Below are 24499 nucleotides of genomic sequence, written 5' to 3'. Positions count from 1 at the left end.
AATCTCAGTCGTTGCGCTTAAGTAACATCATCACTTCAGCGTGATCGGTATGAGGGAACATATCAAACCATTGGGCGCGAACCACTTGATAGCTGGCCAAGTGTGCTAAATCTGCTTGCAGAGTATTCGGGTTACAACTCGAATAAATGAGGTGCTTAGCTGCCAAGCATTCCAACTGATCAGTCAGTGCTTTGCCAAGCCCGCGCCTCGGCGGGTTGACCAAGATCAGATCCGGTGATTGCGTTTGCGAGCGCGAGTATTCGCCAGAATCTAATGCTGCAAAGCTCAAGTTCTCAATACCTAGCTGGCTGGCGGACAGTTTGGCGCTGTTGATCGCCTCTTCTTCTATTTCAATACCCACGACCGCTTGCGCATGTTGCGCGCAGTGCAGGGCAAAACCGCCTACGCCACAAAACAGATCCCACATGGTTTGCGGTTGGATCTCTGCGACCCAGTCTCGCGCCGTCGCATACAGTTTTGCCGCGACATCGGGGTTGGTTTGAAAAAAACTTTTGGGCTTAATCACCATCGGCACGCCGTTAAACTCCTCCAGCAGATATTGCGCATCTGAGAGGAAAATCTCTTGCTCTCCCTCTAGCCGCGCCATGTGTACTGGTTGGATGTTGGCGGTAACCACGCGAATCGCTGGAAAGTCTTGCTGTAAGCGGGGCAAATTGTCACGAATGCGTTGCAGCGCATTTTCGCTACGCAGCACGAAACGCAACATGAACTCGCCACGTTTTTGGCTTTGCGTGAGCAAAATAAACTTCAGTTCGCCTTTTTTCTTCACTTTGTTGTAAGGCGGAATACCCGCGATGCGGATCCAGTTCTGCAAATAGCTCAGCAGATCGCGCATCACGTCCTGATAAAGTGGACAAGTGGTGAGAGACACTGGCAAGCCATCTTGCACGCTCTCGATGCCCAAAATCGGCTGATGCGCAGCGCCCAGCACGACCATTTTCGCTTTGTTGCGGCATTGGGTGGGCTGGCTTTGCACAGGCGCAAGCCACGCCGAAGTGGACACCTGAGGAAAGAGCTGGCGCAAATGGGCGTCTTTCATTTCGATTTGTGCCAGATAAGGCATCTCGATGTACGTGCAGGAAGTGCAGCGCTTCTGCTGGAAAAATTCACACGGCATGGCAATAGAGAACTGGAAAAAAGAAAACGCAAGTCTAGTCTGCCCAGCACACTTTACCATTCCGATTACTATTCTTAACGACAAATTATGCTTATCAATAGCGGTTCGACATCCCCGGAAAATCGGGATAAAGTCTGCCAATGTTTGACGCGAAGGACTCTGCTATGAATAACGTTATCGAAACCATGCTCGCGCATCGTTCCATCCGTAAATTTACCCAACAGCCGATCAGCTCAGAGCAGCTCGAGGCGATTCTGCGCGCAGGGCTTGCTGCTTCTTCTTCCAGCTTATTGCAAGTGGTGTCGGTGATCCGCGTGACTGACAACGACAAACGAGCCACCTTGGCCGAGCTGGCCGGGCAGCAAGCCTACGTGCAAAGTGCCGCCGAGTTTTTGGTGTTCTGTATCGACTATCAACGCCATGCCGAGCTCAACCCAGAGGTGCAAGCCGACTTCACAGAACTGACACTAATTGGGGCCATCGACGCGGGGATCATGGCGCAAAACTGTCTGCTCGCGGCCGAGTCGATGGGGCTTGGCGGGGTATATATCGGTGGACTGCGTAACCGCGCGGCAGAAGTTGACCAGTTGTTGCAGCTTCCTCAGCATTGCGCTGTGTTGTTTGGTATGTGCTTGGGCCATCCCGATCAAACGCCTGAAATTAAGCCGCGCTTGCCTCTGTCGGTGGTGTTGCATGAAAATCACTATCAACCATTGGATCGCGCACAAGTTGAGCAGTACGATCAAACCATGCTGGAGTACTACGGCAAACGCTCATCCAACCAGAAACAGGTGACGTGGTCTGAGCAAGTGACCAGCAAATTGGCTGGCGAATCACGCCCACATATTTTGCCTTACCTACACAGCAAGGGGCTGACAAAGCGCTAGTCCTGTCGCCAATCGCATTAAGACGTTTTCTTCACGGCAGAGCGCCCCCCCTCTGCCGTTTATTTTGCATTCTCTCGCCATAACCCGCTTGTCACTGGTTACCTGACTACGGCTCTGAGCTACTCTTCCCTCTCTGATAGTGCATAAATTTCGATTAGTTATGCAAAAGCAAGCCTGATATGCATAGTGATTATCATCTGGTAAGAATTTCACCATTTGTATATCGAGCGATAAAAAAGATAAATCCTATGATTTAGCAGATAAATATTCTGACAATCTTTGTTATCACATTGTGAATACCTATAAAACCTTGGTGAGATGGATCACATCTATTAATCCAATTGGTCAATTTACTTTTTTATTTTTAACGGACGCTGCTACCCTGCTGCTCACCTTGAAATGAACTCAAGGTGCATAACTATAAGGAGTGTTCATATGAATACCAAGAAACCGATGTCGCTAACCGGCCGTGTAATTCTTGGCATGATTGCGGGTATCTTGACTGGATTCGCGATTCGCGCGCTATTTGCTGACAATGGATTTGTCGATGCATATATAGTTAATGGACTATTTGAAGTGGGCGGCAAGATCTTTATTGCCAGCCTGAAAATGCTCGTTGTACCACTCATTTTTGTTTCTCTCGTTTGTGGTACCAGCTCATTGAAAGACCTTTCAACATTGGGTCGTATGGGCGGAAAAACCCTCGCGTTTTACATCACCACCACGGCCGTCGCGATCACACTCGCCTTGACCATGGGCAACTTGTTCCAACCTGGTGCAGGTGCCGATCTAACGGCAGCCAGCTCGTTTAAATCGGCTGAAGCACCGTCATTGGGTCAAGTGATCATCGATATGTTCCCAACCAACCCAATCAGTGCCATGGCCGAAGGCAAAACTCTTCAGGTCATCGTCTTTGCGCTGCTGTTTGGTATTGCCATCAGTGCTGCGGGTAAACCGGGTGAGCGCATTGCGGCAATCTTCTCTGATTTAAACGAAGTGATCATGAAGCTGGTCGCGCTACTGATGAACCTAGCCCCTTACGGCGTGTTCTTCCTGATGGCGAAACTTTTCACCGGTCTTGGTTTGGGCGCAATTATCAACCTAGGAGAATACTTCCTAGTCTTGACCGCAACGCTGCTCATCCACGGTTTGGTGACTTACAGCTTGATGCTCAAAGGCTTTACCGGACTAAGCCCGTTGACTTTCTTAAAGAAAATGGAAGATGCCATCATGTTTGCGTTTTCAACCGCATCGTCTAACGCCACCATCCCTGCCACCATGGAAACAGTGAAAAACCGTCTTGGCGTGGACAATAAAATTGCCTCATTCACGGTTCCGCTTGGCGCAACAGTCAACATGGACGGTACTGCGATCATGCAAGGTGTGGCGACCGCGTTTATTGCTCAGGCGTTTAACATCGATCTCAGCATGGGTGACTATCTGATGGTTATCCTGACCGCCACTTTGGCCTCTATCGGTACCGCTGGCGTTCCGGGTGTTGGTCTTGTGATGCTGGCGATGGTGTTGAACCAAGTTGGCTTGCCGCTGGAAGGCATCGCGCTGATCATGGGTGTCGACCGTCTGCTGGATATGATCCGCACCGCCGTAAACATTACCGGTGACGCGTGTGTCTCAGTGATTGTGGCGAAATCAGAAGGTGCGCTGGACATTGAACGTTTTGCCGATCCCAAAGCGGGCGAGAAAGAAGAAGAAGTGCATTTAAAACGCGCTGACGCATAATTTCTCTCTTTGCATCGAAACCTCTGCCCTTGGCGGAGGTTTCTTTTTTTCCTCTCTAGGCACTCACTTCAGACGTTGCTGTAAATAGTCAACCAAGGCTTTGATCTGGTTTGGAATGTACTTTGATTGCGCGTATTGCGCCCAAATCGTCCCTTGGTATCTTCCGCCAAGCTGCCAATCCGCCAGCACCGGCACCAGTTGTCCTGAGGCCAGATCCTCACGAACCACAAACTGCGGAAACAGCGAAATTCCAAATCCACTCAGCACCGCTTCACGGCGAATTTCACTGTGATTCACTGTCAGTGATCCTCGCACATTCACCGATACTTTTTGTTCTGCTTGATAAAAATCCCACACTCGATCTCGCGGGTTTTCTCCCAAACACAAACAGTTGTGGCCCACTAAATCATCTGGATGATTCGGCTTGCCTTGCTGCTGCAAATACTCTGGGCTTGCACACAGCACCAAGCGGCAGCGACCTAAGCTACGAGCCACCAACCCTTGGACTGGTTGCTCGGTGATGTGGATGATCACATCCACTTCATCGCCGATTGGATCGATATAGTGATCGGCGACTTTCAATTGCAGTGAAACTTTTGGATAGTCCTCAATGAAGTTCAGTAATACTGGCGTTAACACTTGACGCGACAAGGCTTTCGGCGCGGCGATACGCAACATGCCCGACACTTGATCTTTCTCGCTTTGTGCCGCTGACACCGCCAGTTTGGCGGCGCTCATCATGTCGCTGCAGAGCAGATAGACTTGCTGACCACAGGCAGTCAAACGCATTTGCCGCGTGGTTCGCTCAAGTAACTTCTCTTGCAATGCGTTTTCCAAACGCGTCACCGAACGACTAATCGATGAGGGCGCCACACCGAGTTTCTGCGCTGCGGCGGAGAAACCGCCCGCTTCAACCACACTGGCGAATACTGCCATTTCAGACAGCAGTGAAATCAGTCTATTTGTATCCATTACGCAATTATCCTTTGCATTGGCAGTGCATTGTTTCACATAAGTTACTTATGGATACTGAACGGGTCAATTTATCAGGAGAAAACCATGACCAGTGCCGCGAGTTCGCTATCTAGACCATCGACCAAGCTTCCTCTTACCGAATGCCTGCTACTGCTGGTCGCATTGTTTTGGGGAACCAGTTATGGGTTGACCAAAAGCGCGCTTGTTTTTACCAGCGTACTGCTGTTTATCGCGATTCGCTTCTCAATGACTTTTCTCTGCTTGCTCCCCTTAGCGATACGAGATTTCCGCCGCGGGCTGAATCAAGATTGGTTGAGCGCCTTACCAACAGGGCTCATTCTTGCGGCCATTTTTCTTTGTGAAGTCCTTGGCGTATCACAAACCTCTGCTTCTAACGCGGCCTTTTTGATCAGTTTGAGCGTCATTATGACCGCCTTTGCTGAACTCACCATCAACAAAAAGCGCATTAGTTCGGCTCTGCTCGGGTTGACCTTGTGCAGCCTTGTGGGAGTGCTATTGCTGACCAACAATAAAGGGCTTAACCTCGCGTTAAACACCGGTGACTACTTGATTCTCGCTGCGGCTTCCCTGCGCGCCTTGATGGTGACCAGTACCAAACGCTTTACAGAAGGCAAGCAGCTCACCACCACCACACTCACCGCGTTGCAATCCTTAGTTGTCGCGATCTGCGCCATACTCGCCGCCATTTTCTATCTGCCGACCTCGGCGATAACCTTACCGACCAAATTGGAATTCTGGCTCACCCTTAGCTATTTAGTGCTGTTTTGTACTTTGTTTGCCTTTTTTGTACAAAACTACGCGGTGCGCAAAACTTCTCCCACTCGCGTCGCCCTTTTGATGGGGAGTGAACCGCTGTTTGGCGCTCTCTTCGCCATGGTGTGGTTACAAGAATCTCTCACCGCGCTGCAATTTCTCGGTGGCGGATTGATTTTGCTGAGTGTGATAACAACATCGATGCGGGAAAATTAATGAGTTGTCCTTTGGTTTAAAGAAGCAGCTGGAAGGTAAAAAGCGAGTGGCTACTCGCTTTTTAAATGGTCACATGTCGAAGCTCATCTGATAGCAAAAAGCAGCAACAGACGACTTAGAGCAACAATCATGCAGGCAACACTTGAGCCATCGTCACCAGAGGCACGCGCAGCGAAACGGCGTTGAGCGCGATGTTGTGGATCATTTCGTCCACCGTGGTGCAGCAGTCCGCCAAAATGGCAACTTTGTATTTCTCCGCAGCTTTCGATATGGCAGTGTGGGTGACGCAGTTTTGCGTCATCATTCCGCAAAGCAAAAGCTCACTAATACCCTGCTTTTTCAGCAGTTCATCGAGATTCGTTTGTTCGAAACTGTCAGCAAAGCGTTTAGTTACCACTGCTGCTTCTGGCGCGGCGGCGAGGATCTCAGCATGAATATCACTTCCTTGCGTACCTTGATTAAAAAACGGCGCGATCCCTTTCTCCGGGTCAGCAATATGCTGAACATGAATCACCTCGATGTTCTGCGCTTTCGCCCTTGCTATCGCTGTTTTCACCTGATTTAACGTCTGCTCAGTGTTCCAAAGTGGGTACTTTCCGTGAGGGAAATAGTCATTCTGTAGGTCGATGACAAGCAGTGCTTTCTTGGTCATTAGCGTCTCCAAATGATGCGTTGTGGCAATGAGATACACATTGTCGTCGATTCTTCGCCCTTGCATCAGCGTCTTTAATGACATAAAAAGGGTTAAAAACGACAATTCTCTGATAAACACAATGAAACAAATTGCCATCGCCATCTGCCACTATCCGCATGCTTTAAAATCCGCCATTTATGGCTTGCAAGAGCTGTTTCTCATGGCCAACCGAATTTGCGACCAATCGGGGATTGAAGTCGAGTTTCTTCCTGTCATTGTGGATGGAACCACTCAGCAACCAAGTCGTTTTAATGTCGTCCTGCTGCCACCAAGCACACAAAGTGATTTCTATCTCAACCCAGAAACGACGCTGATTGATTGGCTCAAAGCACAGCATAACCAAGGAGCGGTATTGGCATCAGCTTGTGCTGGCTCCTTCGTACTGGCGGCAACCCAGATTTTGGCTGGCAGAACGGTGACCACGCACTGGGGTCTGTCGGATCTCTTCCAATTGAAATACCCTGATATTCCTTTAGATATCAGCCAAATATTGGTCGATCATGGTGATGTAATAACCGCTGGCGGCATGATGTCTTGGCTGGATCTCGGTTTTGAGCTAGTAACCAAATACACTTCCGTGAAGGTGATGCGTCAGCTTGGAAAACAGTTGGTGGTTGACACTGCGCTAAGGGAACAGCGCTATTATCAGCAGTTTACTCCGTCTCTCCTGCATGGTGATCAGGTTGTCGTGGCGATTCAGCAGATGATGAATCTGGAATACGGCCAACCTTTGAGCATTCAAGCCATCGCCACGCAGTTTCACCTCACCGAGCGAACCATGCAAAGGCGGTTTCTCAAGGCGACAGGTTACAATCCAAACCACTATTTGCAGCGCCTGAGAATACAAAAAGCGTGCGATCTGCTGGAAAGCTCACAACTCTCGTTTGAGGTCATTGCTCGACAAGTCGGCTACGAAGACACCAGTGCATGCCGCAAGGTGTTTATCAAAACCATGGGCCTCACCCCAAAGGCGTTTCGTCACCGATTTATGTAGTGAAAGCGGCGTGATGCCGCTTTTTAGGGGGAAATGTTGTTGTCAACTACAAGCAAGGATGCTCTTTCAGCAGCTCTTGTCGCACAATTTCAGCACCGGCGCGTAACGCATTGAGCTTGCCTCTGGCAACCTCGCGAGACAAAGGCGCCATACCACAGTTAGTACATGGGTACAGTTTGTCGGCATCGACAAACTGCAACGCTTGGCGTAGCGTCTGCGCGACCTCTTCAGCACTTTCAATCGTATCGGTTGCCACATCGATCGCCCCAACCATCACTTTTTTCCCGCGCACCAGTTCAAGCAGTTCAATCGGCACACGCGAGTTGTGGCATTCGAGTGAAATGATATCGATGTTCGATTTCTGCAACTTAGGGAAAACTTCTTCATACTGTCGCCACTCTGTACCCAGCGTCTTTTTCCAATCGGTATTGGCTTTGATTCCATAGCCATAGCAAATATGCACGGCCGTTTCGCATTTCAGCCCCTCAATCGCCCGCTCTAAACAGGCAATTCCCCAATCGTTAACCTCATCAAAAAACACATTAAATGCTGGTTCATCAAACTGGATAATGTCCACCCCTGCCGCTTCTAACTCTTTCGCTTCTTGATTGAGGATTTTAGCAAACTCCCAAGCCAGTTTTTCCCGGCTTTGATAGTAGTCATCATACAGCGTATCGATCATGGTCATCGGGCCGGGCAAAGCCCATTTAATCGGCTGAGTGGTTTGCTGGCGTAAGAACTTCGCATCTTCGACAAACACCGGTTTGAGACGTGCCACAGGTCCGAATACTGTCGGTACGCTGGCGTCATAGCGATTGCGGATCCTCACCGTTTTGCGATTCTCAAAATCAACGCCGCTCAGGTGCTCAATGAAGGTTGTAACAAAATGCTGTCGAGTTTGCTCGCCATCGCTAACGATATCGATTCCAGCGTGTTGTTGCTCTTGCAGTGCAATGCGCAGCGCATCCTGCTTACCATTGGCGAGTTCTTCTCCTTGCAGTTTCCATGGAGACCATAATTTTTCCGGTTCTGCTAGCCAAGAAGGTTTCGGCAAACTGCCCGCAGTTGACGTTGGTAATAATGTTTTCATATCAAAGGCCACTTATATTTTGTTATTTATTATGCGTATTGCGCAGACCACTGCTCTAGGAGAGCTTGGTAAGGTTTGATGAAATACTCTTGGGCAAATTTGCCTTGTTCAATCGCTAATCGGCTGCGCTCTTCTCGGTCATAGACAATTTGAGTTAATGAGTGGTCGGTGTTTTTCAAATTGGGTTGATAGATTTTTCCTGCTACCGCGTTGGCATTATAAATTTCTGGTCGGTAGATTTTTTGGAACGTTTCCATAGTACTGATGGTGCTAATCAACTCAAGATTGGTGTAGTCATTGAGCAAATCACCAAAGAAATAGAAAGCAAACGGTGCAACACTATTCGGCGGCATAAAATAACGCACTTGTAGGCCCATCTTTCTGAAATATTGCTCCGTCAACGAAGATTCATTGGGCTGATATTCATATCCCAACACCGGGTGTTGATTTTCAATGCGGTGATAGATTTTATTATCCGATACACTTAAGCAGATGACCGGACGCTTTTTAAAGCGGTTTTTATAAGCATCGGAGTGGACAAAGCACTTAAAGAGCTTGCCGTGCAAGTCGCCAAAGTTTTCTGGAATACTAAACTTAGTCTGTTGCTTGTTATGATCCAATAACAACACACTAAAATCATAGTCTCGCACGTAAGATGAGAAATTATTTCCGACGATACCTTCAATACGTTGATTGGTTTTATGATCAACAATATTGGTCTTTAGAATTTCAATCGATGGAAAACTGTCACCTTTACTTTCAATATCAAGATCAACAGAAATAATTTCTAACTCAACCGAATAGCGATCGCCTTTGGGGTTATCCCAATGGGCTAACGAATTAAATCGACTGTCAATCATTTGTAGTGCATTACGCAGATTTTCTTGGCGGTACTCTCCTCGTGCTAAATTGGCAAAGTTGGTCGTAACACGTGTATTGTCTGCGGGATGATAGTTCTCATTAAACCCGATACTTTTAATATTAAAAATCATGTTCTGTTATCCAATTCCAAAGTATAAATAGGCTTATTCCCGATGTGGCCTTTTTTATTTTCAAACCTGCACAGTCCTTTTTCTTTTCGAACAAAGAGATGACGTTCTATTTTTTATATCGTTACAGGTTGTGCTCTAACTATTTTTATACTGGTGAAAGCAGAATAAAAGAAATGGTTTTACTTCATGCTGAACATGAGAAATATTCATGTCTATTGGAATGAGCAAAGAATCGGCCGCAATGAACACCGCTGGGGGATAGTGAAGAACTGTCTGTGAACTTACTCGTTGGGATGCCTCCTATTCACTGCTCTCAAGAAAACGCCTGAGCTGCCCTTCGTCAATAATCTCTAAGCCATGATCACCTTTGCGAACAAGGCCTTTCTCTATTAGCTCTTTTACCGCTCGGCGATAAACACGGCTTGAGGTGCCAAATCGTTCCGCTTCTTGGTTCACTTTATCAAACCCACCCAACATCACGGGGCGCTCTTTTTGTTGCAGTAAGTCAAAGGCGATATTGTAAGCGATAGGATGCAGTAATCGGCTGGTGTAGATCTCCATTGAATCTTGATAATCTTCTGCCAGTGCTGAAGCAAAAAACACCATCATTTCAGGGTATTGCTCAAGAGCCTGAGTCAAGCGGTGAATGCATATAAGATCCACTTGCAAATGTTCATCGGCGGTCACCGTCCACTGGCACGGGGTTTGGGTAAAAAATTCCATCTCACCAAAAATATGGTCATCGCAATTGGCTTCACCAAGCTGAAAACGTCGGCCGTTTGCCGCGATAATATTCATGGAAACACGCCCCACTGGCACCACAAAAAGCTGTTCCAGCTTCTCCCCCTGACGGAGAATTTCCGTCCCTGCATCCACATAGTGGCTACTCACTTGGCAACGGTAGATCAGCTCGCGAAACGCTTTGCTTTGCTCTGTCAAATAAGCAGCAAAGCGGCCTGTTGGGTAGGGGTTGATTCTCATCTTGTACCTCTGTGTTGCACTGATGGAAGAGACTACGTTTCCAGCCTTATGATGTCACTCATCTGTCTACGAGAATGAGAGCTGACAACAAGCCTAAACGACAAAACGGCATCCGAAGACACCGTTTTGTCGTTTAGGGTGATTGGCTACCTACACTAAACCGCAAGCAGCGCTTCTAATGCCGCTAGGGATGCGCGCTTTTCACCTACCATCATGGCGTCATCATCATTCACGTACTGGTTTACCCCTTCTTTGACATCTTGTTGGTATCGAACCACGTTGTTGAGTACCGAAGCAACCTGTAACCCGCGCAGACGCCCAACGGTAAACAAGGCCGACGTTTCCATATCCGCACCTAAGATACCCTTCTGATTCCAGTATTGGCATAGGGCGTCTTCGTCATCGGTATAGAAACTGTCATGAGAGCGCACAACGCCCATATGGTAAGGCACCGCTTGCGTTTGCAGATAACCATCAAGCCCCTTTAGTAACGAAAAACTCGCATACGCTGGGTAAGCCGCACGGATATAAGCTTTTGAGCCGCCTTCATCGCGAACCGCCCCTTCGGCAACAATCACCTCACCTAAAGCAATATTGGGCTGCATCGCACCTGCCGAACCAACACGAATGATGTATTTCGCGCCGCATTGCTTAAGCTCTTCCACCGCGATGATCATCGAAGGCGCACCAATACCCGTGCTGCACACGGTAATGGCTTGTCCTTGGTACTTACCGTTGAATAAGCGGTATTCACGATTTTCCGCTATCAGTTCGGCGTTATCGAGTAAGCCAGCAATACGATTGGCTCGATTCGGCTCACCGCAGACAATCACGCGTGCTGCCACTTGGCTTTCATCGACACACAGATGGGGCTGTTTATTCATGCGACCGCCTCATCAACGGGTTTGTCAGATGGCTGTTGAGCTTGATTTCGCTTTGCCGTGCGCGCCCATTCCCGCGTACCATTCGCGGCAATAAACATAAGAATCGCGTATTGAAGTGACATCGCGTATACCCCTTGCATGGCATAGATGCCTACGCTGATGATGTTGATCACGACCCACAAAATCCAGTTTTCCACGTATTTCCGGGTCATAAGGATTTGCGCCACAATCGACAGCACAGTCATAGTGGAATCCCAGAACGGAAACGCATCCGGCTCTAAAGCTGGCTCTGATAACCCAGCCCCAAAGAGATTCAGAGCATCCACTGCGATGTTGGCCAAGGCGTAGAAGAATGGATCAATATAAACCGTCAAAAGCGCAATCGCACAGACGCAGATGGCGCCCGTGATCATCATTTTTTTCTGGCTGAGCCAACGGACTTCCAGCAAATCGCCTTCGGCATTCGGTCGTGTCCACGCATACCAGCCATACACATTGGCACAGAAGAAAAACAGTTGTAGCAAAAGCAATCCGTAGAGTTGGATTTGAAAGAAGATCACTGCAAATAGTGTCACGTTTATCAAACCAAACAGGTAATTGATGGTTTTTTCTTGACTAGCAAACCAGATACACAGCAAACCAAAGACAGTGCCAATGGCTTCAATCCAGCTCATGGCGTAACCGTCGCCAATCGGGATATTCACCAGTGTATTATTGATATCGAATAGGGAGAACAGCTCCATATGAGCTCCTTTTGTTAAAACGTATTGGATAAGCTGATGTTAGTGGCTGTCGGCATCATTGAGAGAGGACATTTGTCCCCCTTGAGGCGTTAGCGATCATACTTCCGGCTAAATTACTGACGGGCCACTCCATGATCTGGCTTTGGCATGATCACCACTTGGCTAAAATCGATCCAACCATTGGCAAGCAGATCTGGCGCTGCAATATGCTCAGAGAGGTTAAGATCCTGCTGGGTATGGTAGAGCGGTTGGTACAAACCCCGTTCCACCAGCTCGCGCTCTAAACTATCAAAGCGCGCTAAGCGACATTCTGCTATTTCTTGCTTCATTATCTCCACGGCTTGCTGCTTCAACCAATGTTTGTTGTCAGCGCTTAAGCATGCATTAACTGAGGAAGTACAGAGCAGCCAGCCAAGCCACGACATGTCACTGTCATCACTAAAAACTTCACCCGAGATGATGATATCGGCTTCTGCAAGTCGTTTTTCATTGTCGAACTCGGGAAATGGCAAAACCTCAATATTGCAACCAATACCAACCGAACTTAGCTGGCTCGCCACCTGCTCCGCCACCGCAATGTGAGTGCTCAGTTGATAGGTCAGTATATTTAATGGTGACCGAGGCAGGCTTAAATTGAGGCCAGCCAGAAGGGGATGAGGCTGCTCCACACTCGCTGGAGAAAGGTCTGGTTGACCCATCATTCCTTGGGCTTTGGCGAGAACTTCCCCCTCCAAATCAGAAGGCGGCAACATGGTTGACAGCAACCCTTGTAGCCAAGCGCGATGTTCAGTGACGGCCATCCAAGAGTGGCGCTGAGGATTCAACATGGCATAAACACAACCCGGTTCCCACTGGCGCTTAGCCACAAACCCTTCGCTGCCGTATTTCCTCACCTCACGCCCATGTGCCACATCGCTGTGCAAGGTAAACTCTTTGGCATTGGCGCCAAGATTCCATATTTCAATGCCATCAATCCACGGGCGATAGCCATGGTAGCGCGGAAACACACTGAGCAAAGTTCGCCACTCATTTTGTTCAACTAACATAAATGGCCCTGCGCCGAACCGTTTTTGCCCCGACTCCTTGCTTATGCCCATTGCCGTGTGCGCTAAGAGCTTGGGCAACAGCCGAGGCATCTGATGACTGATAAAACGCAATTGCCGCTCACCATCGACGATCACCTCGTCAATAAAATCAAACAGCGGCCGACTGCCAGAATGCGAACCGATTAAACGTTCAAAGTGCGCTTTCACGCTGTGCGCGGTAAGCTCACTGCCATCATGAAAATAGAGATGTTTGCGCAGCACCACCGTCAGTGTATCGCCACGTAGCTGGTAAAGCTGGGCGAGATCGCAGCGAAACTCAGCGCTTTTGTGCTCAAAGTGGATTAATCTCGCGTAGAGATAGCTGGCAATATGATGCTCTGTGCGGCGGCTGATAGAAATAGGGTCAAGCCCGTGTGTCGCACGATAAAAGGGGATCTGCAAAATATCTCTGTCACTTGGCTTGGACTGATACTGAGCCAGATAGCCACCTAAAAACGACGAACGCTCTTGCTCAGGCAGCAGCGAAATCGCGGGTTCAATCTGCCCCACTTTTAGGTAGTTTTCGGCTTGGCGCTTAAGGCGCGCATCGACCCTTTTCAGCAACTTAGCTTGCGGCAGATTGCCTCGCCCAACACCGGCTTGCCAATCGAGGATCTGCTCTTTCACCAGCCGTTTAATCACCAACTGCGCATTGCGCCGAGTGCATCCCAACGCTTCACTAAAACGATCTAATGAGACCGCTCTCCACTCATCTTGCACCAATTGATCGCGACAAAACGCGAGTGCCTGCCAATAACGCATAAAGGTGAAATCCTATTTTTGTATTTCTATTTTTCTTCATCTTTTCCTCACGATAATAACCCCATCATTTCAGGAAGAAAGGAAAGATTGATGAATACGTTAGCCGAGACACACATTTCTATTTGGCGCAGTCGCCCGTTTGTTATCCTCTTTTCCAGCGCTTTTTTTGTCGCTTTCGGCGGTCAGATTTACAATTTGGCCCTGCCGCTGCTGGTCTATGAGTTAACCCAATCCTCCCAGATGATGGGCTGGATGCGCGCGGTGGAGTTCTTACCCAATTTACTGCTGGCGCTGTTTATTGGCGTTTGGGTTGACCGGGTAGATAAAAAACGCTGGTCGCAGGCGATGTTGCTTGGTCAAGTAGGCGTCGTGCTGGCGTCTTACTGGGCGGTCGAAACTCTTGAAGAGCCGCTGTGGGTGCTTTTTCCCGCCGCGTTTGTGATGATGGCGTGTAACTACGGCTATCACAATGCGCGCATTGCGATGATGAAAAATGCGCTGGCGCAGGAGAGGCAAAATACCGCGACCGCTAGAATGAGCGCACTCAACAGTTTTATGGAAACCGTCGGGCCAGTGCTTTCGGGCGCATTGATGTTGCTTTCCGCCATTCATCACGTATTTCTCGCGGTGGCACTGTTGCTGGGATTGGCGTTTTGGCAGTTGCAAAGACTCGAATTAACCCCTAGCCCTGTAAAATCACACCCAAGTGTTTGGCGTTCACTTTACCAGGGCTGGCAGATCCTGCGCGCAGAAACCGCGATGTGGTACATCACCTTGGCCGTGATGGTGATCAACACCACAGGCTCGGTGTTTTGGATCCAAGCGCTCTATTTTGCCAAAGCGCAGTTGGCACTCAACTCCGTAGAAGTGAGCTACCTGATTGCCGCGTCTGGTTTGGGTGGTCTACTAGGTTCGTTCAGTGCCGATAAAGTGCGCCGCCGCATCGGGCTGGGAAAATTGCTGCTGCTTTCCATTTGTCTCGAGTCGTTTGGTTTTCTTATTCCGCTCATCGCACCGGGAGTCGTTTCTCTCGCCATCGCTTTTGCTTGGGTCTCCGCCATTGGCTTGTACAGCAGCATTTGCATTTGGAGTTATCGTCAAGAAGCGTTTGCCGAAGCGCATTTAGGCCGTGTCGCCGGAATTACTGGTTCGCTGTTTAAGCTACTCATGCCAATTGGCCTAGCCGCATCGGGTTACTTAGTGGCAAGCGTTGGCATGAATGCCCTGTTTATTGCGTGCTGCTGCGTTCAGCTTCTCACTGCGCTAGTTCTTGGCTTGAGCCGAGTGAGAAGCCTCGCGTAGCGGCGCACTCAGCTTAACGCAATCGGCGCATGCGTTTTCGCGATGTAGAAAATCATCACGAACAGTATGCAAGTGACGGAGGTAAACACAGTTCGCAGTTGGCGGTTGAGTTTCGGCTTAAACGCCAACATGGCACATGCCACATACGCAACCAACAGCAACAACTTTTCTGTCAGCCACGCATCGGTAAACGGATACTGATTGATGGTTACACACAACACTAGCGCCGACAGCAGCATGGTTAGAGTAATTACTTTGTGCGCTTTGAATGCCAGCTCACTCTCCAGCCATGCCGAGCCACGGTATCCCCAGTAGGTGCGCAGAGCAAAACTGAAAAAACTGAGTAAAATCAAGCCCACATGGGCTTTTAGCAGTAGTAAGTACATAGTCATCCTTAACATGAAGCACATTTAAACGGTTGTTTAAAGTAATTACTCTTTCTGTCAGCCACCTTGATGTAAATCAAGTGTTATTAAAATGACTTATTGATGTTTACCAAAAGCCAATTTGATTACAAATTAGCCACAGAGATCATGGTGAGATTCAATCGATCTCGAGTGCAGTTTTAGGTTGCTCGTGGAGGGATGTGACCGAGTAAGAAGAGCGGGATCTCACTCGTTTTTGGACAGAACTGTTTTATATGGCGTTCTAATTTAGCAAATCATCAATTACCTAAAGTATGGCAAAATTTAGAGTGCAATATTGATTGATAGTGCAGACAACTAGCTTTCTCTGCGTATTTCTATGAGTTAATTCATGCCTATTTTCAATAGTCAACAAACTGTAATGAAAGCATGATAAATGTCGAATTTAGTAATCCTAAACATCCACAGGGCAATTGATGAAAATATTATTTGTGTGCAAACATAATGCAAGCAGAAGCATTTTGGCTGAAGCAATTACAAAAAAATACCTGCCTGAAAATTTCCAAATCGCAAGTGGTGGTAGCCACCCTAAGGGTCAGATCAATCCTCGTATTGCACAATACCTTGATATGCATGGTTTTGATGCCTCTGAGTTTCACAGCACTTCATGGGAAGAAAGGCTGAGCTTCCATCCAGATCTAATAATTACTGTGTGTGACACAATGCATAATGAAACTTGCCCAAACTGGTTATCAGCAGGTATTCGGTTGCTTGGGATCTTGAGCCATTGCCTAATGATGAAACTTCAGTCTCCGAATTTAACAAGCAGTGCGATAAAGTATACTCCTCTCTAAAACGAAGAATTGAAGCTCTTGCAAACATCGATTTTCAAAATCTCGATTCTGAAGAAATAAAACAGCATGTGCTCGATCTAAAATCAATGTAGATAAGTGTATGCGTAACGAACTGATACTACTTCATTAAAGATTTTTTACAGATCTCGCTTATTCCATGACTTAAGGTTAAAAAATAATGCCAGCTACGATTGCTGGCATTGGTGAACAAATCTGCTTAGTTTTATTTATTGCTGAGCCAGTTTTTGATTTGTACCTATGGGCAACCAAAACGAAATGATGGTGGTTAATGTCAAAAAGGCAAAGGAGACCCATAGACAGGCGGCGAATCCCCACATTTGGAACACCCACCCAGAGAGCACCGTGCCGATCAAGCGTCCCATTGCGTTTGCCATGTAGTAGAAGCCGACATCCAACGAAACCCCATCGCCTTTGGCATAGCTGACGATCAAGTACGAGTGTAGTGATGAGTTAACCGCAAACACAGCACCAAAAATCATTAGTCCAACCACAATAACCACCTCTGGGTGCCATTGCTGCTGCACACTATAAGCAATCACGCCAGTCACGACAGACAGGAACAACGCCCAAGCGATGGCGGCTTTACCATCTGGAGCATGCCCCGATTTACTGCCGGTTATCTTTGGCGCAATTCCTTGAATCACTCCGTAACCGATAACCCAAATAGCCAAGAAGCCACCTACTGCACTGTGATCCCACCCAAACACAGACCCGAGATAAATAGGCAGGGCAATCACAAACCAAACGTCACGCGCACCAAACAAAAACATACGGGCAGCAGATAGAATGTTCACGCTGCTAGACTTGGAGAAAATCTCAGAGAACTTAGGTTTATTTTTCGCTTTGCCCAAATCCGATTTAAGGCTAATGACACTGCCGATAAAGACCAACAGAAGCACACCTGCCATCGATGCGACAGCGTATTGAAAGCCAATCAGAGAAAGCAGTGCACCGCCTAAAAAGAATCCCGCCCCTTTTAACGCATTTTTAGAGCCGGTGAGTATGGCTATCCACTTATACAATGCACCTTGCGCATTCTCTGGGACTAACGTTTTGATAGAACTTTTGGCACTCATCTTGTTGAGGTCTTTGGCAATACCTGACAAGGCTTGCGCCGCCATAACCCATGGAATAGAGAGCCAACTTGCGGGAACGGCCAGCATTGAGAGGGCGATGATTTGCATAGCCAAACCGATATTCATGGTTCGATTTAAGCCAAGCCGAGCGCCAAGCCAGCCACCAATCAGGTTAGTGACAACGCCAAAAAATTCATAGAAAAGAAAAAGGGAGGCAATCTCTAAGCTTGAATACCCCAAATCATAGAAATAGAGCACCACCAGCATGCGTAATGCACCATCGGTGACGGTGAAATTCCAATAGTTAAATGTGACCAACATGTACTGGCGGACATTTTGGTTGAGCTGAGACAACATATTCACTCTCTTAAAAAAGAGCCGCTGAAGGCGGCTCTTTGTGGTGTTTACTGATTAACAAATTGATGGATGTACTCGACTTGTACATCCTTGGTAAATGCCCCAGGTCGCAGTGATTGGACATGGGTGATGACCTCTTGCAATTCCCAACCCTTTTCGAGCAGTAAATGTGCAGCCAGTAAACCAGTACGCCCTGAACCTCCCATGCAATGCATGGCAATCTTTTCGCCATTTTCTATCGCTTTGTGTAGAGAAGGGGAGATTTTTTTCCAGCGTTCTTGGAAAGATTCATCGGGTGCGCAGTCATCTTCTATTGGTGTATGGAACCATTGCAGGCCTGCTTTCTCAACAAGGTCTGGCAAGTCACCAACGCCTTTTTCTTGCATTTCGTGAGTGCTTAGTGCGGTAACAACGACGGTTACGCCTTGAGACTTGAGCTGCTCAATGCTGTCAGTGAGCGAGGCTTCTTTGGTGCCAGGACAAGGCGTCAGTACTAACGCTGCGTTATTGTCTTCAACAGGCAGTTCCCAGGTAGGATGTGTCATTTGTTTGCTTCCTTATGCTAGGCCGACTTTACGAACCAGCTCTGCGGTACGAGTGGCGTAGCCCATTTCATTGTCATACCAAGCGTAAATTTTCACCATGCGTTTACCGACCACCATGGTCGAAAGCGCATCTACAATCGTTGAACGTTGGTCGCCTTTGTAATCAATAGAAACAAGAGGACGCTCCTCAAAGCCAAGAATGCCTTTCAGTTCATTCTGCGACGCTTCTTTAAGTAAGTCGTTAACCTCTTCAGCCGTAGTGTCTCGCTTAACATCAAAAATAATGTCGGTTAAAGAGGCGTTAGCTAACGGCACGCGCACTGCATGGCCATCAATTTTTCCTTTAAGTTCAGGGAAAATTTCGATAATCGCTTTCGCAGAACCTGTGGTCGTTGGGATCAAGCTCATCCCACAAGCACGCGCACGGCGAAGGTCTTTATGCGGAGCATCTAAAATCGTTTGGGTGTTAGTGAGGTCGTGGATAGTGGTAAATGACGACTTCTCAATGCCCAACTTCTCATGAATCACTTTCACCACAGGGGCAATGCAGTTGGTGGTACAAGAAGCAGCGGTCACAATCTGGTGTTTTTCCGGGTCAAAAATGCGATCGTTCACGCCAACCACGATGTTAGCAATCCCATCTTCTTTCACTGGCGCGGAAACCACAACACGCTTAACGCCTTGTTCCAGATACAGATTCAGGAACTCAGATTTACGGTGTTTACCCGTTGCTTCAATCACCACGTCACAGCCTGACCAATCTACCGCATCGATGGCTTTTTCTTGTGAGGCTGCGATGGTTTTTCCATTGATGACAATTGCGTTACCTTCACTGCTCACTTCGTGATGCCAGCGCCCTTGCACTGAGTCAAACTCAAGCAGATGGGCTAAGGTTGCCGCATCACCTGCCACATCGTTAATTTGAACAAACTCGATTTCTGGCCAATCAAACGACGCTCTCAGCGCTAAACGTCCTATACGACCAAAACCATTAATTCCTACTTTAATAGACATCTTTAATTTCCTTTAAACACAACATTCTGGGCGAGATTTCATCTCGGATAAGCGTTGAATATCTTGCTGGTACTCTGCTTTTAGGCAGTTAGAGTCAACTAACCCTTGGATCTGTTTTTTCATCCAACCAGGAAGCTGATCCGATAAGCGGTAAAAAACCCACTGACCTTGACGGGTATCCACCACCACACCACTGGAACGGAGTAATGCAAGATGGCGAGACACTTTAGGCTGGCTCTCGTTGAGGGATTCTGTCAGTTCTCCGACACAGAGCTTTTCTTCACGGGCAATCATCAACAAGCAGCGAACCCGAGTTTCATCTGAAAGTAATTTAAAAAACTGATGAGGTAACATTCCACTTATCTCTGCATATGTGAATAAGCATATATATTGTATAAAACGGGGCTCTTGTCAACATCAGAATCAAACCAGCCAACAGCTTTAAAGGTCAATGTTAAAGCGAGAAGTAAAATAGCTGACCGCATTCTGAATGGCTTTTGTGGCATTTTGATTACAGTCAATCTCCCAATAGACCTGTTTTTGATACGCCTCTCTGCGGCGATTGTGCTGGTACATCGCATAGTTAATATCGATAACGTAATCGTAAGCGGGCTCTAACTTTTGTGTCGGATCGATAAAGAGGTAGCCAAAATACCCCAATTTTTCCAGGTCGCCCTGTTCGGGACAATCTATGCCGTTGACCGCTTCAAACGTGATTTCATAGAAACTTCCAGCATGTATGTGTAACAACTGAGCGGCGATACAAGCAAGGTCAGAGTTAGGAAAGCTGATCAGATGAACCGTTCTTTTATCTATCATATCGTTAGCCTCCTTTACTGACAGACTCTATCCAGTGAATGCGCGAAGCAAAATATCGAAAAAACCTCGAAGTTCACAAACATTTCACGCCGATGAATGTTCAATCGCACAGTAGCCATTGAGTTTTCTATTAAAGTAATTGATTTATATGAATTAAATAAACCCACTAAAGCAAAACAAAACTGGCATTCATAAATTTGAAACATAAAAGCTATTTTACTGTCACATTACCTGCTCAAACTTCACCTCAGTTAAACAATACAAAGCCGCTTACGCAAGGCTCTTCAAAACAATCTACGTCTATGGAATTTAATGAGGGAAATATTATGAAGTTCGGACGCAATGCGCTTTTGCTTGCTTCAACCATCGCAACTGCCATCTCTGCCCCAGCAATGGCACGTGATACAATTCAAATCGCAGGCTCTTCAACCGTTTTGCCATTTTCTTCTATCGTTGCAGAAGAGTTCGGCCAAACCTTCCCACAATTTAACACGCCAGTGGTCGGTTCAGGTGGCTCCAGTGGCGGTCTGCGCCAGTTCTGCCAAGGTGTTGGTGTAAATACCATTGACATCGCAAACGCGTCACGCGCGATTAAATCTTCTGAAGTGGAAAGCTGCCGCGCTAATGGCGTGACAGAAATCATTGAAGTTAAAGTTGGCTATGACGGCATCGTGTTCGCATCTCGTACCGACAGTGGCACTTTTGCCCTTAAGCCAGAGCATGTGTTTAAAGCGGGTGCAGCACAAATTCCACAGAACGGCAAAATGGTGTCAAACCCTTACACCAACTGGAAGCAAATTGACGCCTCTCTACCTGATCAAGAAATTCTGCTTGTGATCCCAGGCTCTAACCACGGTACGCGCGAAGTGTATGAAGAGAAAGTGGTTCACCCAGGTTGTGAAAAATTTGCCGAAGTCAAAGCGATGGACAAAAAAGCCAAAGGCAACTTCTGTAATGCGATTCGCACCGATGGCCGCGTAGTTGAAGTCGCTGGCGACTATACCGAAACCCTCGCTCGTCTTGATGCTCAGAAAAATGCACTTGGTGTATTTGGCCTAAGCTTCTACGATCAAAACCGTGACCGCTTGAAAGTGGCAACCGTTAACGGCGTAACCCCAAGCCTAGAAACGATTGGCAGCGGACAATATCCAGTTTCTCGTCCACTATTTTTCTACATCAAAAATGCACATGTTGGTGTCGTACCGGGAATCCTAGAATACGCACAATTCTTTGTCAGCGAACAAATGGGAGCAACAGGCAGCCCACTTGAAGCGGCTGGCCTTATCCCGATGGATGATAAAGAGCGTGCTCAAGTATCAAATAATATTAAAAGTCGTAAAGTCCTTTAAGGCTCTCTGATTAGCTTGGGCTGGCATTTGTCGGCCCAAGTTAACGCTTTAATAAGGTAAGAATAATAATGAATAATCTGATGCTGATGGTTGTGCTACTGGCGGTAATGACACTGGCTTACCAATTGGGTCTGACGCGCAGTAAAAAAGTAGCATCAACCAATACGGGAACTCAGCGTTTACACTCTCGTCCTGTTTATCATGGCATGCTAACTCTGTTGTGGTCTGTGCTTCCTGCATTGCTCATCTGGATAGTGTGGAGCCTATCTTCGCCCGTTTTGATTCAGCAAATGGTCATTGATAGCCTTCCTGCGGATCTTCAGCCAACGGCTGCAGAAAGTGCTCAGGTACTGATGAACAAACTGCACAATATCGCCAGCGGCTTCGCGGTGCTCGATAGCTTTTCTCCTCAAGAAATTACCGCCGCAGATTACTTCAAGCAGTTACAACAACGCAGCGATTTATTACTCACTGGTTTGATGGCAACGGTGGCCGCAGCAGGATTAGTTTTTAGCACTCGACAAATTCGCCCTGATCTTCGCGCACGCAACACCGTCGAGCGTGCACTGCATATACTGCTGATTCTATGTTCTGCCGTGGCAATTTTAACCACAGTCGGCATTGTTCTTTCTATGGTCGGTGAAGCGTTACGCTTCTTTAGTTTTGTTAGCCCGAGTGAATTTTTCTTCGGCACCACATGGAACCCTCGTTTTTCAACCGTTGGAACAGAAAACCAAACCGGCTTTGGTATGTTGCCGTTACTGGCAGGCACCTTTTTAATCGCCTTGATTGCGTTAATCGTCGCGATTCCTATTGGTCTGATGTGCGCCATTTATCTGGCTGAATATGCGCCAAGTCGTGTTCGCTCGATAGCCAAACCGATTATTGAAGTGCTCGCGGGTATTCCTACCATCGTCTACGGATTTTTTGCTTTAATCACCGTCGGCCCATTTTTGAATGAATTGGGACAGTGGCTCCATGTCGACATTCGCGCCACTTCTGCTCTAACAGCAGGGATTGTGATGGGCTTAATGGTGATTCCCTTTATTTCCTCGCTATCCGACGACATTCTTACGCAGGTGCCCAAAACACTGAGAGATGGTTCTCTTGGCCTTGGTGCAACGAAATCAGAGACCATCCGTAAAGTGGTGCTGCCAGCAGCGCTACCGGGAATCACAGGCGCAGTGTTGCTTGCGGCGAGCCGCGCAATAGGTGAAACCATGATTGTGGTCCTTGCTGCAGGCAATAGCCCAGTGTTGACCGCTAACCCTTTTGAGGCCGTCTCAACCATGACGGTCACCATCGTCAACCAACTTACCGGTGATACCGATTTTGCTAGCCCACAATCCTTAGTGGCGTTTGCGCTTGGTTTAACCCTGTTTGTGATCACTTTAAGCCTTAATGTGATCGCACTCGCTATCGTGCGTAAGTACCGTGAACAGTATGATTAACACTATGGACAACACCATGAGTACTTCTAACCTTGCAAAGGATGACATCTTAGCGCGGCGTGACGAAACCAAGCAGCGCATTGCTCGCTCGCTGAAAAAACGTCACAACAGTGAACGACGCTTTAAAGTTTTCGGGATTAGTGCGGTTGTTTTAGCTCTAAGTTTTGTGGCGATATTATTTACGTCAATCCTTTCCAAAGGTATTCCAGCCTTCTGGCAAGCGACAGTGACCTTGGATGTCTACTTTGACCCGGATGTGGTGAAAATAGATCCTAAACCTATCCAACAAAGTGATGAGAGCCCGGCACAGTTCAATCAACGCATGCTCACATGGCAAAGCAGCGTTGGCATGGTTAATTTCAACCGCATTATTGTCAACAGCTTGGCTAATGAAATCCCAGAAGCAACGCGTTATCAGCGCGACGCCCTTAAACTGATCACTAGCGGCGAACGCTTTGCTTTGCGCGATATGATCGTTAATGACCCTTCACTGGTCGGCCAAACCCTGCGTCTTGACTTACTGGCTGAAGCCAACGTTGATGTGTGGTTAAAAGGCAACATTGACCGCGATTTACCCGACTCTCGTCAGCAGTTAAGTGCACGTACTCGCGCTTGGGCTGATGAATTGGCAGAGCGTGGCGTTATCCAAAACAAGTTCAGCACTGCGTTGTTTATGAACGTCGATTCTCGCAGCTCATTGGCTTCTGCTGGCCTTGCTGGGGCGTTTATGGGATCGGTATTTATGATGCTCATCGTTATGGTGTTGGCTGTACCGATTGGCGTCGCTTCCGCGATTTACCTAGAAGAATTTGCCCCCAAAAATAAGTTCACCGATTTGATTGAAGTGAACATCAACAACTTGGCGGCGGTTCCTTCGATTGTCTTTGGTTTACTAGGCGCTTCAGTATTTATCTTGTGGTTTAAGCTGCCGCTCTCTGCGCCACTTGTCGGTGGTTTGGTGCTAACGCTTATGACGTTGCCAACGGTCATCATCGCCACGCGTTCAACGTTGAAAGCCATTCCGCCATCGATTCGCCAAGCGGCACTGGGTATCGGTGCGTCAAAAACGCAAGCGGTATTTCATCACGTATTGCCTTTGGCACTACCGGGTATCCTGACTGGGGCCATTTTAGGTATCGCGCAAGCATTAGGTGAGACGGCACCGCTACTCTTGATCGGCATGAGCTCGTTTGTCGCGAGTGTGCCAGCGACGCCGATCGATCAATCGACTGCACTTCCTGTGCAGATATTCCTCTGGCAAGGCAACGAACTGCGAAACTTTTTTGAAGCAAGAACCTCTGCTGCAATCACCGTATTGTTGGCATTAATGATTAGCTTAAATGCGCTGGCGATTTGGTTGCGTCGACGCTTTGAAACTCGGTGGTAATAAA

24 protein-coding genes are annotated in these 24499 nt (G+C 47.7%); 9 read left to right on the top strand and 15 right to left on the bottom strand.

The annotated features are described in order from the left end of the window. Positions 1-4 precede the first annotated feature (4 nt). Positions 5-1138 (bottom strand): 23S rRNA (uracil(747)-C(5))-methyltransferase RlmC, encoded by a 1134-nt coding sequence (rlmC, locus tag I3X05_RS21295; RefSeq protein ID WP_193168019.1) that lies wholly within the window; start codon positions 1136-1138, stop codon positions 5-7. Between the two features lie 164 nt (positions 1139-1302). Here rlmC and nfsA point away from each other — a divergent pair, with 164 nt between their 5' ends. Both nfsA and I3X05_RS21285 read left to right on the top strand, forming a co-directional pair. Beyond that, positions 1303-2025 (top strand): oxygen-insensitive NADPH nitroreductase, encoded by a 723-nt coding sequence (nfsA, locus tag I3X05_RS21290; RefSeq protein ID WP_193168003.1) that lies wholly within the window; start codon positions 1303-1305, stop codon positions 2023-2025. Between the two features lie 435 nt (positions 2026-2460). Next, positions 2461-3765 (top strand): dicarboxylate/amino acid:cation symporter, encoded by a 1305-nt coding sequence (locus I3X05_RS21285; protein ID WP_045570126.1) that lies wholly within the window; start codon positions 2461-2463, stop codon positions 3763-3765. Between the two features lie 63 nt (positions 3766-3828). On the opposite strand, the gene I3X05_RS21280 is transcribed toward I3X05_RS21285, so the two are convergent. Continuing rightward, entirely contained in the window at positions 3829-4737 is a 909-nt protein-coding gene (locus I3X05_RS21280; RefSeq protein ID WP_337971248.1) for a LysR family transcriptional regulator, read from the bottom strand. An 87-nt stretch (positions 4738-4824) separates the two neighbouring features. Between I3X05_RS21280 and I3X05_RS21275 the strand changes: the two genes are divergently transcribed. Then, positions 4825-5730, top strand: coding sequence for a DMT family transporter (locus I3X05_RS21275; RefSeq protein WP_337971247.1), 906 nt, complete (start codon positions 4825-4827; stop codon positions 5728-5730). Between the two features lie 127 nt (positions 5731-5857). On the opposite strand, the gene I3X05_RS21270 is transcribed toward I3X05_RS21275, so the two are convergent. After that, positions 5858-6382 carry a cysteine hydrolase family protein gene (locus tag I3X05_RS21270; protein ID WP_193168001.1) on the bottom strand — a complete coding sequence of 175 codons (525 nt, stop codon included), beginning with the start codon at positions 6380-6382 and terminating at the stop codon, positions 5858-5860. A 121-nt stretch (positions 6383-6503) separates the two neighbouring features. On the opposite strand from I3X05_RS21270, the gene I3X05_RS21265 reads away from it, so the two are divergent. Further along, on the top strand, positions 6504-7418 hold the full coding sequence (locus tag I3X05_RS21265) for a GlxA family transcriptional regulator (protein ID WP_337971246.1): 915 nt from the start codon (positions 6504-6506) through the stop codon (positions 7416-7418). A 46-nt stretch (positions 7419-7464) separates the two neighbouring features. Here I3X05_RS21265 and I3X05_RS21260 read toward each other — a convergent pair whose 3' ends face one another. The 6 genes from I3X05_RS21260 to I3X05_RS21235 all read right to left on the bottom strand — a co-directional run bounded on the left by I3X05_RS21260 (position 7465) and on the right by I3X05_RS21235 (position 13955). Continuing rightward, on the bottom strand, positions 7465-8508 hold the full coding sequence (locus tag I3X05_RS21260; protein ID WP_045570122.1) for a methionine synthase: 1044 nt from the start codon (positions 8506-8508) through the stop codon (positions 7465-7467). Positions 8509-8537: 29 nt separating this feature from the next. Next, entirely contained in the window at positions 8538-9500 is a 963-nt protein-coding gene (locus I3X05_RS21255) for a DUF1852 domain-containing protein (RefSeq protein WP_193167998.1), read from the bottom strand. Between the two features lie 300 nt (positions 9501-9800). After that, a complete protein-coding gene (locus I3X05_RS21250; protein ID WP_045570120.1) occupies positions 9801-10481 on the bottom strand; it encodes a Crp/Fnr family transcriptional regulator in 681 nt (226 codons plus the stop codon). Between the two features lie 155 nt (positions 10482-10636). Further along, on the bottom strand, positions 10637-11365 hold the full coding sequence (locus I3X05_RS21245) for a nucleoside phosphorylase (protein ID WP_045570119.1): 729 nt from the start codon (positions 11363-11365) through the stop codon (positions 10637-10639). After that, a complete protein-coding gene (gene pnuC / locus I3X05_RS21240) occupies positions 11362-12108 on the bottom strand; it encodes a nicotinamide riboside transporter PnuC (protein ID WP_045570118.1) in 747 nt (248 codons plus the stop codon). The genes I3X05_RS21245 and pnuC overlap by 4 nt, the downstream gene beginning before the upstream one ends. A gap of 113 nt (positions 12109-12221) precedes the next feature. Further along, entirely contained in the window at positions 12222-13955 is a 1734-nt protein-coding gene (locus tag I3X05_RS21235) for an ABC transporter substrate-binding protein (protein ID WP_193157453.1), read from the bottom strand. Positions 13956-14045: 90 nt separating this feature from the next. On the opposite strand from I3X05_RS21235, the gene I3X05_RS21230 reads away from it, so the two are divergent. Continuing rightward, positions 14046-15257, top strand: coding sequence for an MFS transporter (locus I3X05_RS21230; protein ID WP_193157454.1), 1212 nt, complete (start codon positions 14046-14048; stop codon positions 15255-15257). Positions 15258-15265: 8 nt separating this feature from the next. On the opposite strand, the gene I3X05_RS21225 is transcribed toward I3X05_RS21230, so the two are convergent. Continuing rightward, the gene (locus I3X05_RS21225; RefSeq protein WP_226972156.1) at positions 15266-15643 is read right to left on the bottom strand and encodes a SirB2 family protein; all 378 of its coding nucleotides are present in this window, start codon (positions 15641-15643) and stop codon (positions 15266-15268) included. 455 nt (positions 15644-16098) lie between these two features. Here I3X05_RS21225 and I3X05_RS21220 point away from each other — a divergent pair, with 455 nt between their 5' ends. Next, positions 16099-16476 (top strand): low molecular weight phosphatase family protein, encoded by a 378-nt coding sequence (locus I3X05_RS21220; protein WP_226972158.1) that lies wholly within the window; start codon positions 16099-16101, stop codon positions 16474-16476. Positions 16477-16703: 227 nt separating this feature from the next. Here the strand turns inward: I3X05_RS21220 and arsJ are convergent, their stop codons facing one another. The 5 genes from arsJ to I3X05_RS21195 all read right to left on the bottom strand — a co-directional run bounded on the left by arsJ (position 16704) and on the right by I3X05_RS21195 (position 20308). Then, complete coding sequence (arsJ, locus tag I3X05_RS21215) at positions 16704-17930, bottom strand: organoarsenical effux MFS transporter ArsJ (protein WP_171816716.1); 1227 nt, start codon at positions 17928-17930, stop codon at positions 16704-16706. A 47-nt stretch (positions 17931-17977) separates the two neighbouring features. Further along, positions 17978-18475: a cyclin-dependent kinase inhibitor 3 family protein gene (locus I3X05_RS21210; protein WP_193157455.1), complete on the bottom strand. Its 498-nt coding sequence runs from the start codon at positions 18473-18475 to the stop codon at positions 17978-17980. Between the two features lie 12 nt (positions 18476-18487). Next, positions 18488-19489, bottom strand: coding sequence for an ArsJ-associated glyceraldehyde-3-phosphate dehydrogenase (locus I3X05_RS21205; RefSeq protein WP_193157456.1), 1002 nt, complete (start codon positions 19487-19489; stop codon positions 18488-18490). 12 nt (positions 19490-19501) lie between these two features. Then, positions 19502-19843 carry a metalloregulator ArsR/SmtB family transcription factor gene (locus I3X05_RS21200; RefSeq protein WP_045570112.1) on the bottom strand — a complete coding sequence of 114 codons (342 nt, stop codon included), beginning with the start codon at positions 19841-19843 and terminating at the stop codon, positions 19502-19504. Between the two features lie 87 nt (positions 19844-19930). Beyond that, a complete protein-coding gene (locus I3X05_RS21195) occupies positions 19931-20308 on the bottom strand; it encodes a hypothetical protein (RefSeq protein WP_045570111.1) in 378 nt (125 codons plus the stop codon). Between the two features lie 326 nt (positions 20309-20634). On the opposite strand from I3X05_RS21195, the gene I3X05_RS21190 reads away from it, so the two are divergent. From I3X05_RS21190 to pstA, 3 genes are all read left to right on the top strand, one after another. Further along, positions 20635-21657 carry a substrate-binding domain-containing protein gene (locus tag I3X05_RS21190; protein WP_045570110.1) on the top strand — a complete coding sequence of 341 codons (1023 nt, stop codon included), beginning with the start codon at positions 20635-20637 and terminating at the stop codon, positions 21655-21657. 68 nt (positions 21658-21725) lie between these two features. Continuing rightward, positions 21726-23108, top strand: a complete 1383-nt coding sequence (gene pstC, locus I3X05_RS21185; RefSeq protein ID WP_193157457.1) for a phosphate ABC transporter permease subunit PstC — start codon at positions 21726-21728, stop codon at positions 23106-23108. A 16-nt stretch (positions 23109-23124) separates the two neighbouring features. Further along, positions 23125-24495, top strand: coding sequence for a phosphate ABC transporter permease PstA (pstA, locus tag I3X05_RS21180; RefSeq protein ID WP_193157458.1), 1371 nt, complete (start codon positions 23125-23127; stop codon positions 24493-24495). Positions 24496-24499: the final 4 nt, after the last annotated feature.

Source organism: Vibrio navarrensis (genome assembly GCF_015767675.1).
In the GTDB taxonomy this organism is placed as follows: Bacteria; Pseudomonadota; Gammaproteobacteria; order Enterobacterales; family Vibrionaceae; genus Vibrio.
The sequence above is the reverse complement of the archived record's forward strand: the minus strand, read 5'-3'. Positions and strand labels throughout refer to the sequence as shown.

What these genes read in the sequence shown, in the direction of transcription:
- rlmC (WP_193168019.1), bottom strand. Translation starts at nt 1,138, where the DNA reads ATGCCGTGTGAATTTTTCCAGCAGAAGCGCTGCACTTCCTGCACGTAC.
- nfsA (WP_193168003.1), top strand. Translation starts at nt 1,303, where the DNA reads ATGAATAACGTTATCGAAACCATGCTCGCGCATCGTTCCATCCGTAAA.
- I3X05_RS21285 (WP_045570126.1), top strand. Translation starts at nt 2,461, where the DNA reads ATGAATACCAAGAAACCGATGTCGCTAACCGGCCGTGTAATTCTTGGC.
- I3X05_RS21280 (WP_337971248.1), bottom strand. Translation starts at nt 4,737, where the DNA reads ATGGATACAAATAGACTGATTTCACTGCTGTCTGAAATGGCAGTATTC.
- I3X05_RS21275 (WP_337971247.1), top strand. Translation starts at nt 4,825, where the DNA reads ATGACCAGTGCCGCGAGTTCGCTATCTAGACCATCGACCAAGCTTCCT.
- I3X05_RS21270 (WP_193168001.1), bottom strand. Translation starts at nt 6,382, where the DNA reads ATGACCAAGAAAGCACTGCTTGTCATCGACCTACAGAATGACTATTTC.
- I3X05_RS21265 (WP_337971246.1), top strand. Translation starts at nt 6,504, where the DNA reads ATGAAACAAATTGCCATCGCCATCTGCCACTATCCGCATGCTTTAAAA.
- I3X05_RS21260 (WP_045570122.1), bottom strand. Translation starts at nt 8,508, where the DNA reads ATGAAAACATTATTACCAACGTCAACTGCGGGCAGTTTGCCGAAACCT.
- I3X05_RS21255 (WP_193167998.1), bottom strand. Translation starts at nt 9,500, where the DNA reads ATGATTTTTAATATTAAAAGTATCGGGTTTAATGAGAACTATCATCCC.
- I3X05_RS21250 (WP_045570120.1), bottom strand. Translation starts at nt 10,481, where the DNA reads ATGAGAATCAACCCCTACCCAACAGGCCGCTTTGCTGCTTATTTGACA.
- I3X05_RS21245 (WP_045570119.1), bottom strand. Translation starts at nt 11,365, where the DNA reads ATGAATAAACAGCCCCATCTGTGTGTCGATGAAAGCCAAGTGGCAGCA.
- pnuC (WP_045570118.1), bottom strand. Translation starts at nt 12,108, where the DNA reads ATGGAGCTGTTCTCCCTATTCGATATCAATAATACACTGGTGAATATC.
- I3X05_RS21235 (WP_193157453.1), bottom strand. Translation starts at nt 13,955, where the DNA reads ATGCGTTATTGGCAGGCACTCGCGTTTTGTCGCGATCAATTGGTGCAA.
- I3X05_RS21230 (WP_193157454.1), top strand. Translation starts at nt 14,046, where the DNA reads ATGAATACGTTAGCCGAGACACACATTTCTATTTGGCGCAGTCGCCCG.
- I3X05_RS21225 (WP_226972156.1), bottom strand. Translation starts at nt 15,643, where the DNA reads ATGTACTTACTACTGCTAAAAGCCCATGTGGGCTTGATTTTACTCAGT.
- I3X05_RS21220 (WP_226972158.1), top strand. Translation starts at nt 16,099, where the DNA reads ATGAAAATATTATTTGTGTGCAAACATAATGCAAGCAGAAGCATTTTG.
- arsJ (WP_171816716.1), bottom strand. Translation starts at nt 17,930, where the DNA reads ATGTTGTCTCAGCTCAACCAAAATGTCCGCCAGTACATGTTGGTCACA.
- I3X05_RS21210 (WP_193157455.1), bottom strand. Translation starts at nt 18,475, where the DNA reads ATGACACATCCTACCTGGGAACTGCCTGTTGAAGACAATAACGCAGCG.
- I3X05_RS21205 (WP_193157456.1), bottom strand. Translation starts at nt 19,489, where the DNA reads ATGTCTATTAAAGTAGGAATTAATGGTTTTGGTCGTATAGGACGTTTA.
- I3X05_RS21200 (WP_045570112.1), bottom strand. Translation starts at nt 19,843, where the DNA reads ATGTTACCTCATCAGTTTTTTAAATTACTTTCAGATGAAACTCGGGTT.
- I3X05_RS21195 (WP_045570111.1), bottom strand. Translation starts at nt 20,308, where the DNA reads ATGATAGATAAAAGAACGGTTCATCTGATCAGCTTTCCTAACTCTGAC.
- I3X05_RS21190 (WP_045570110.1), top strand. Translation starts at nt 20,635, where the DNA reads ATGAAGTTCGGACGCAATGCGCTTTTGCTTGCTTCAACCATCGCAACT.
- pstC (WP_193157457.1), top strand. Translation starts at nt 21,726, where the DNA reads ATGAATAATCTGATGCTGATGGTTGTGCTACTGGCGGTAATGACACTG.
- pstA (WP_193157458.1), top strand. Translation starts at nt 23,125, where the DNA reads ATGAGTACTTCTAACCTTGCAAAGGATGACATCTTAGCGCGGCGTGAC.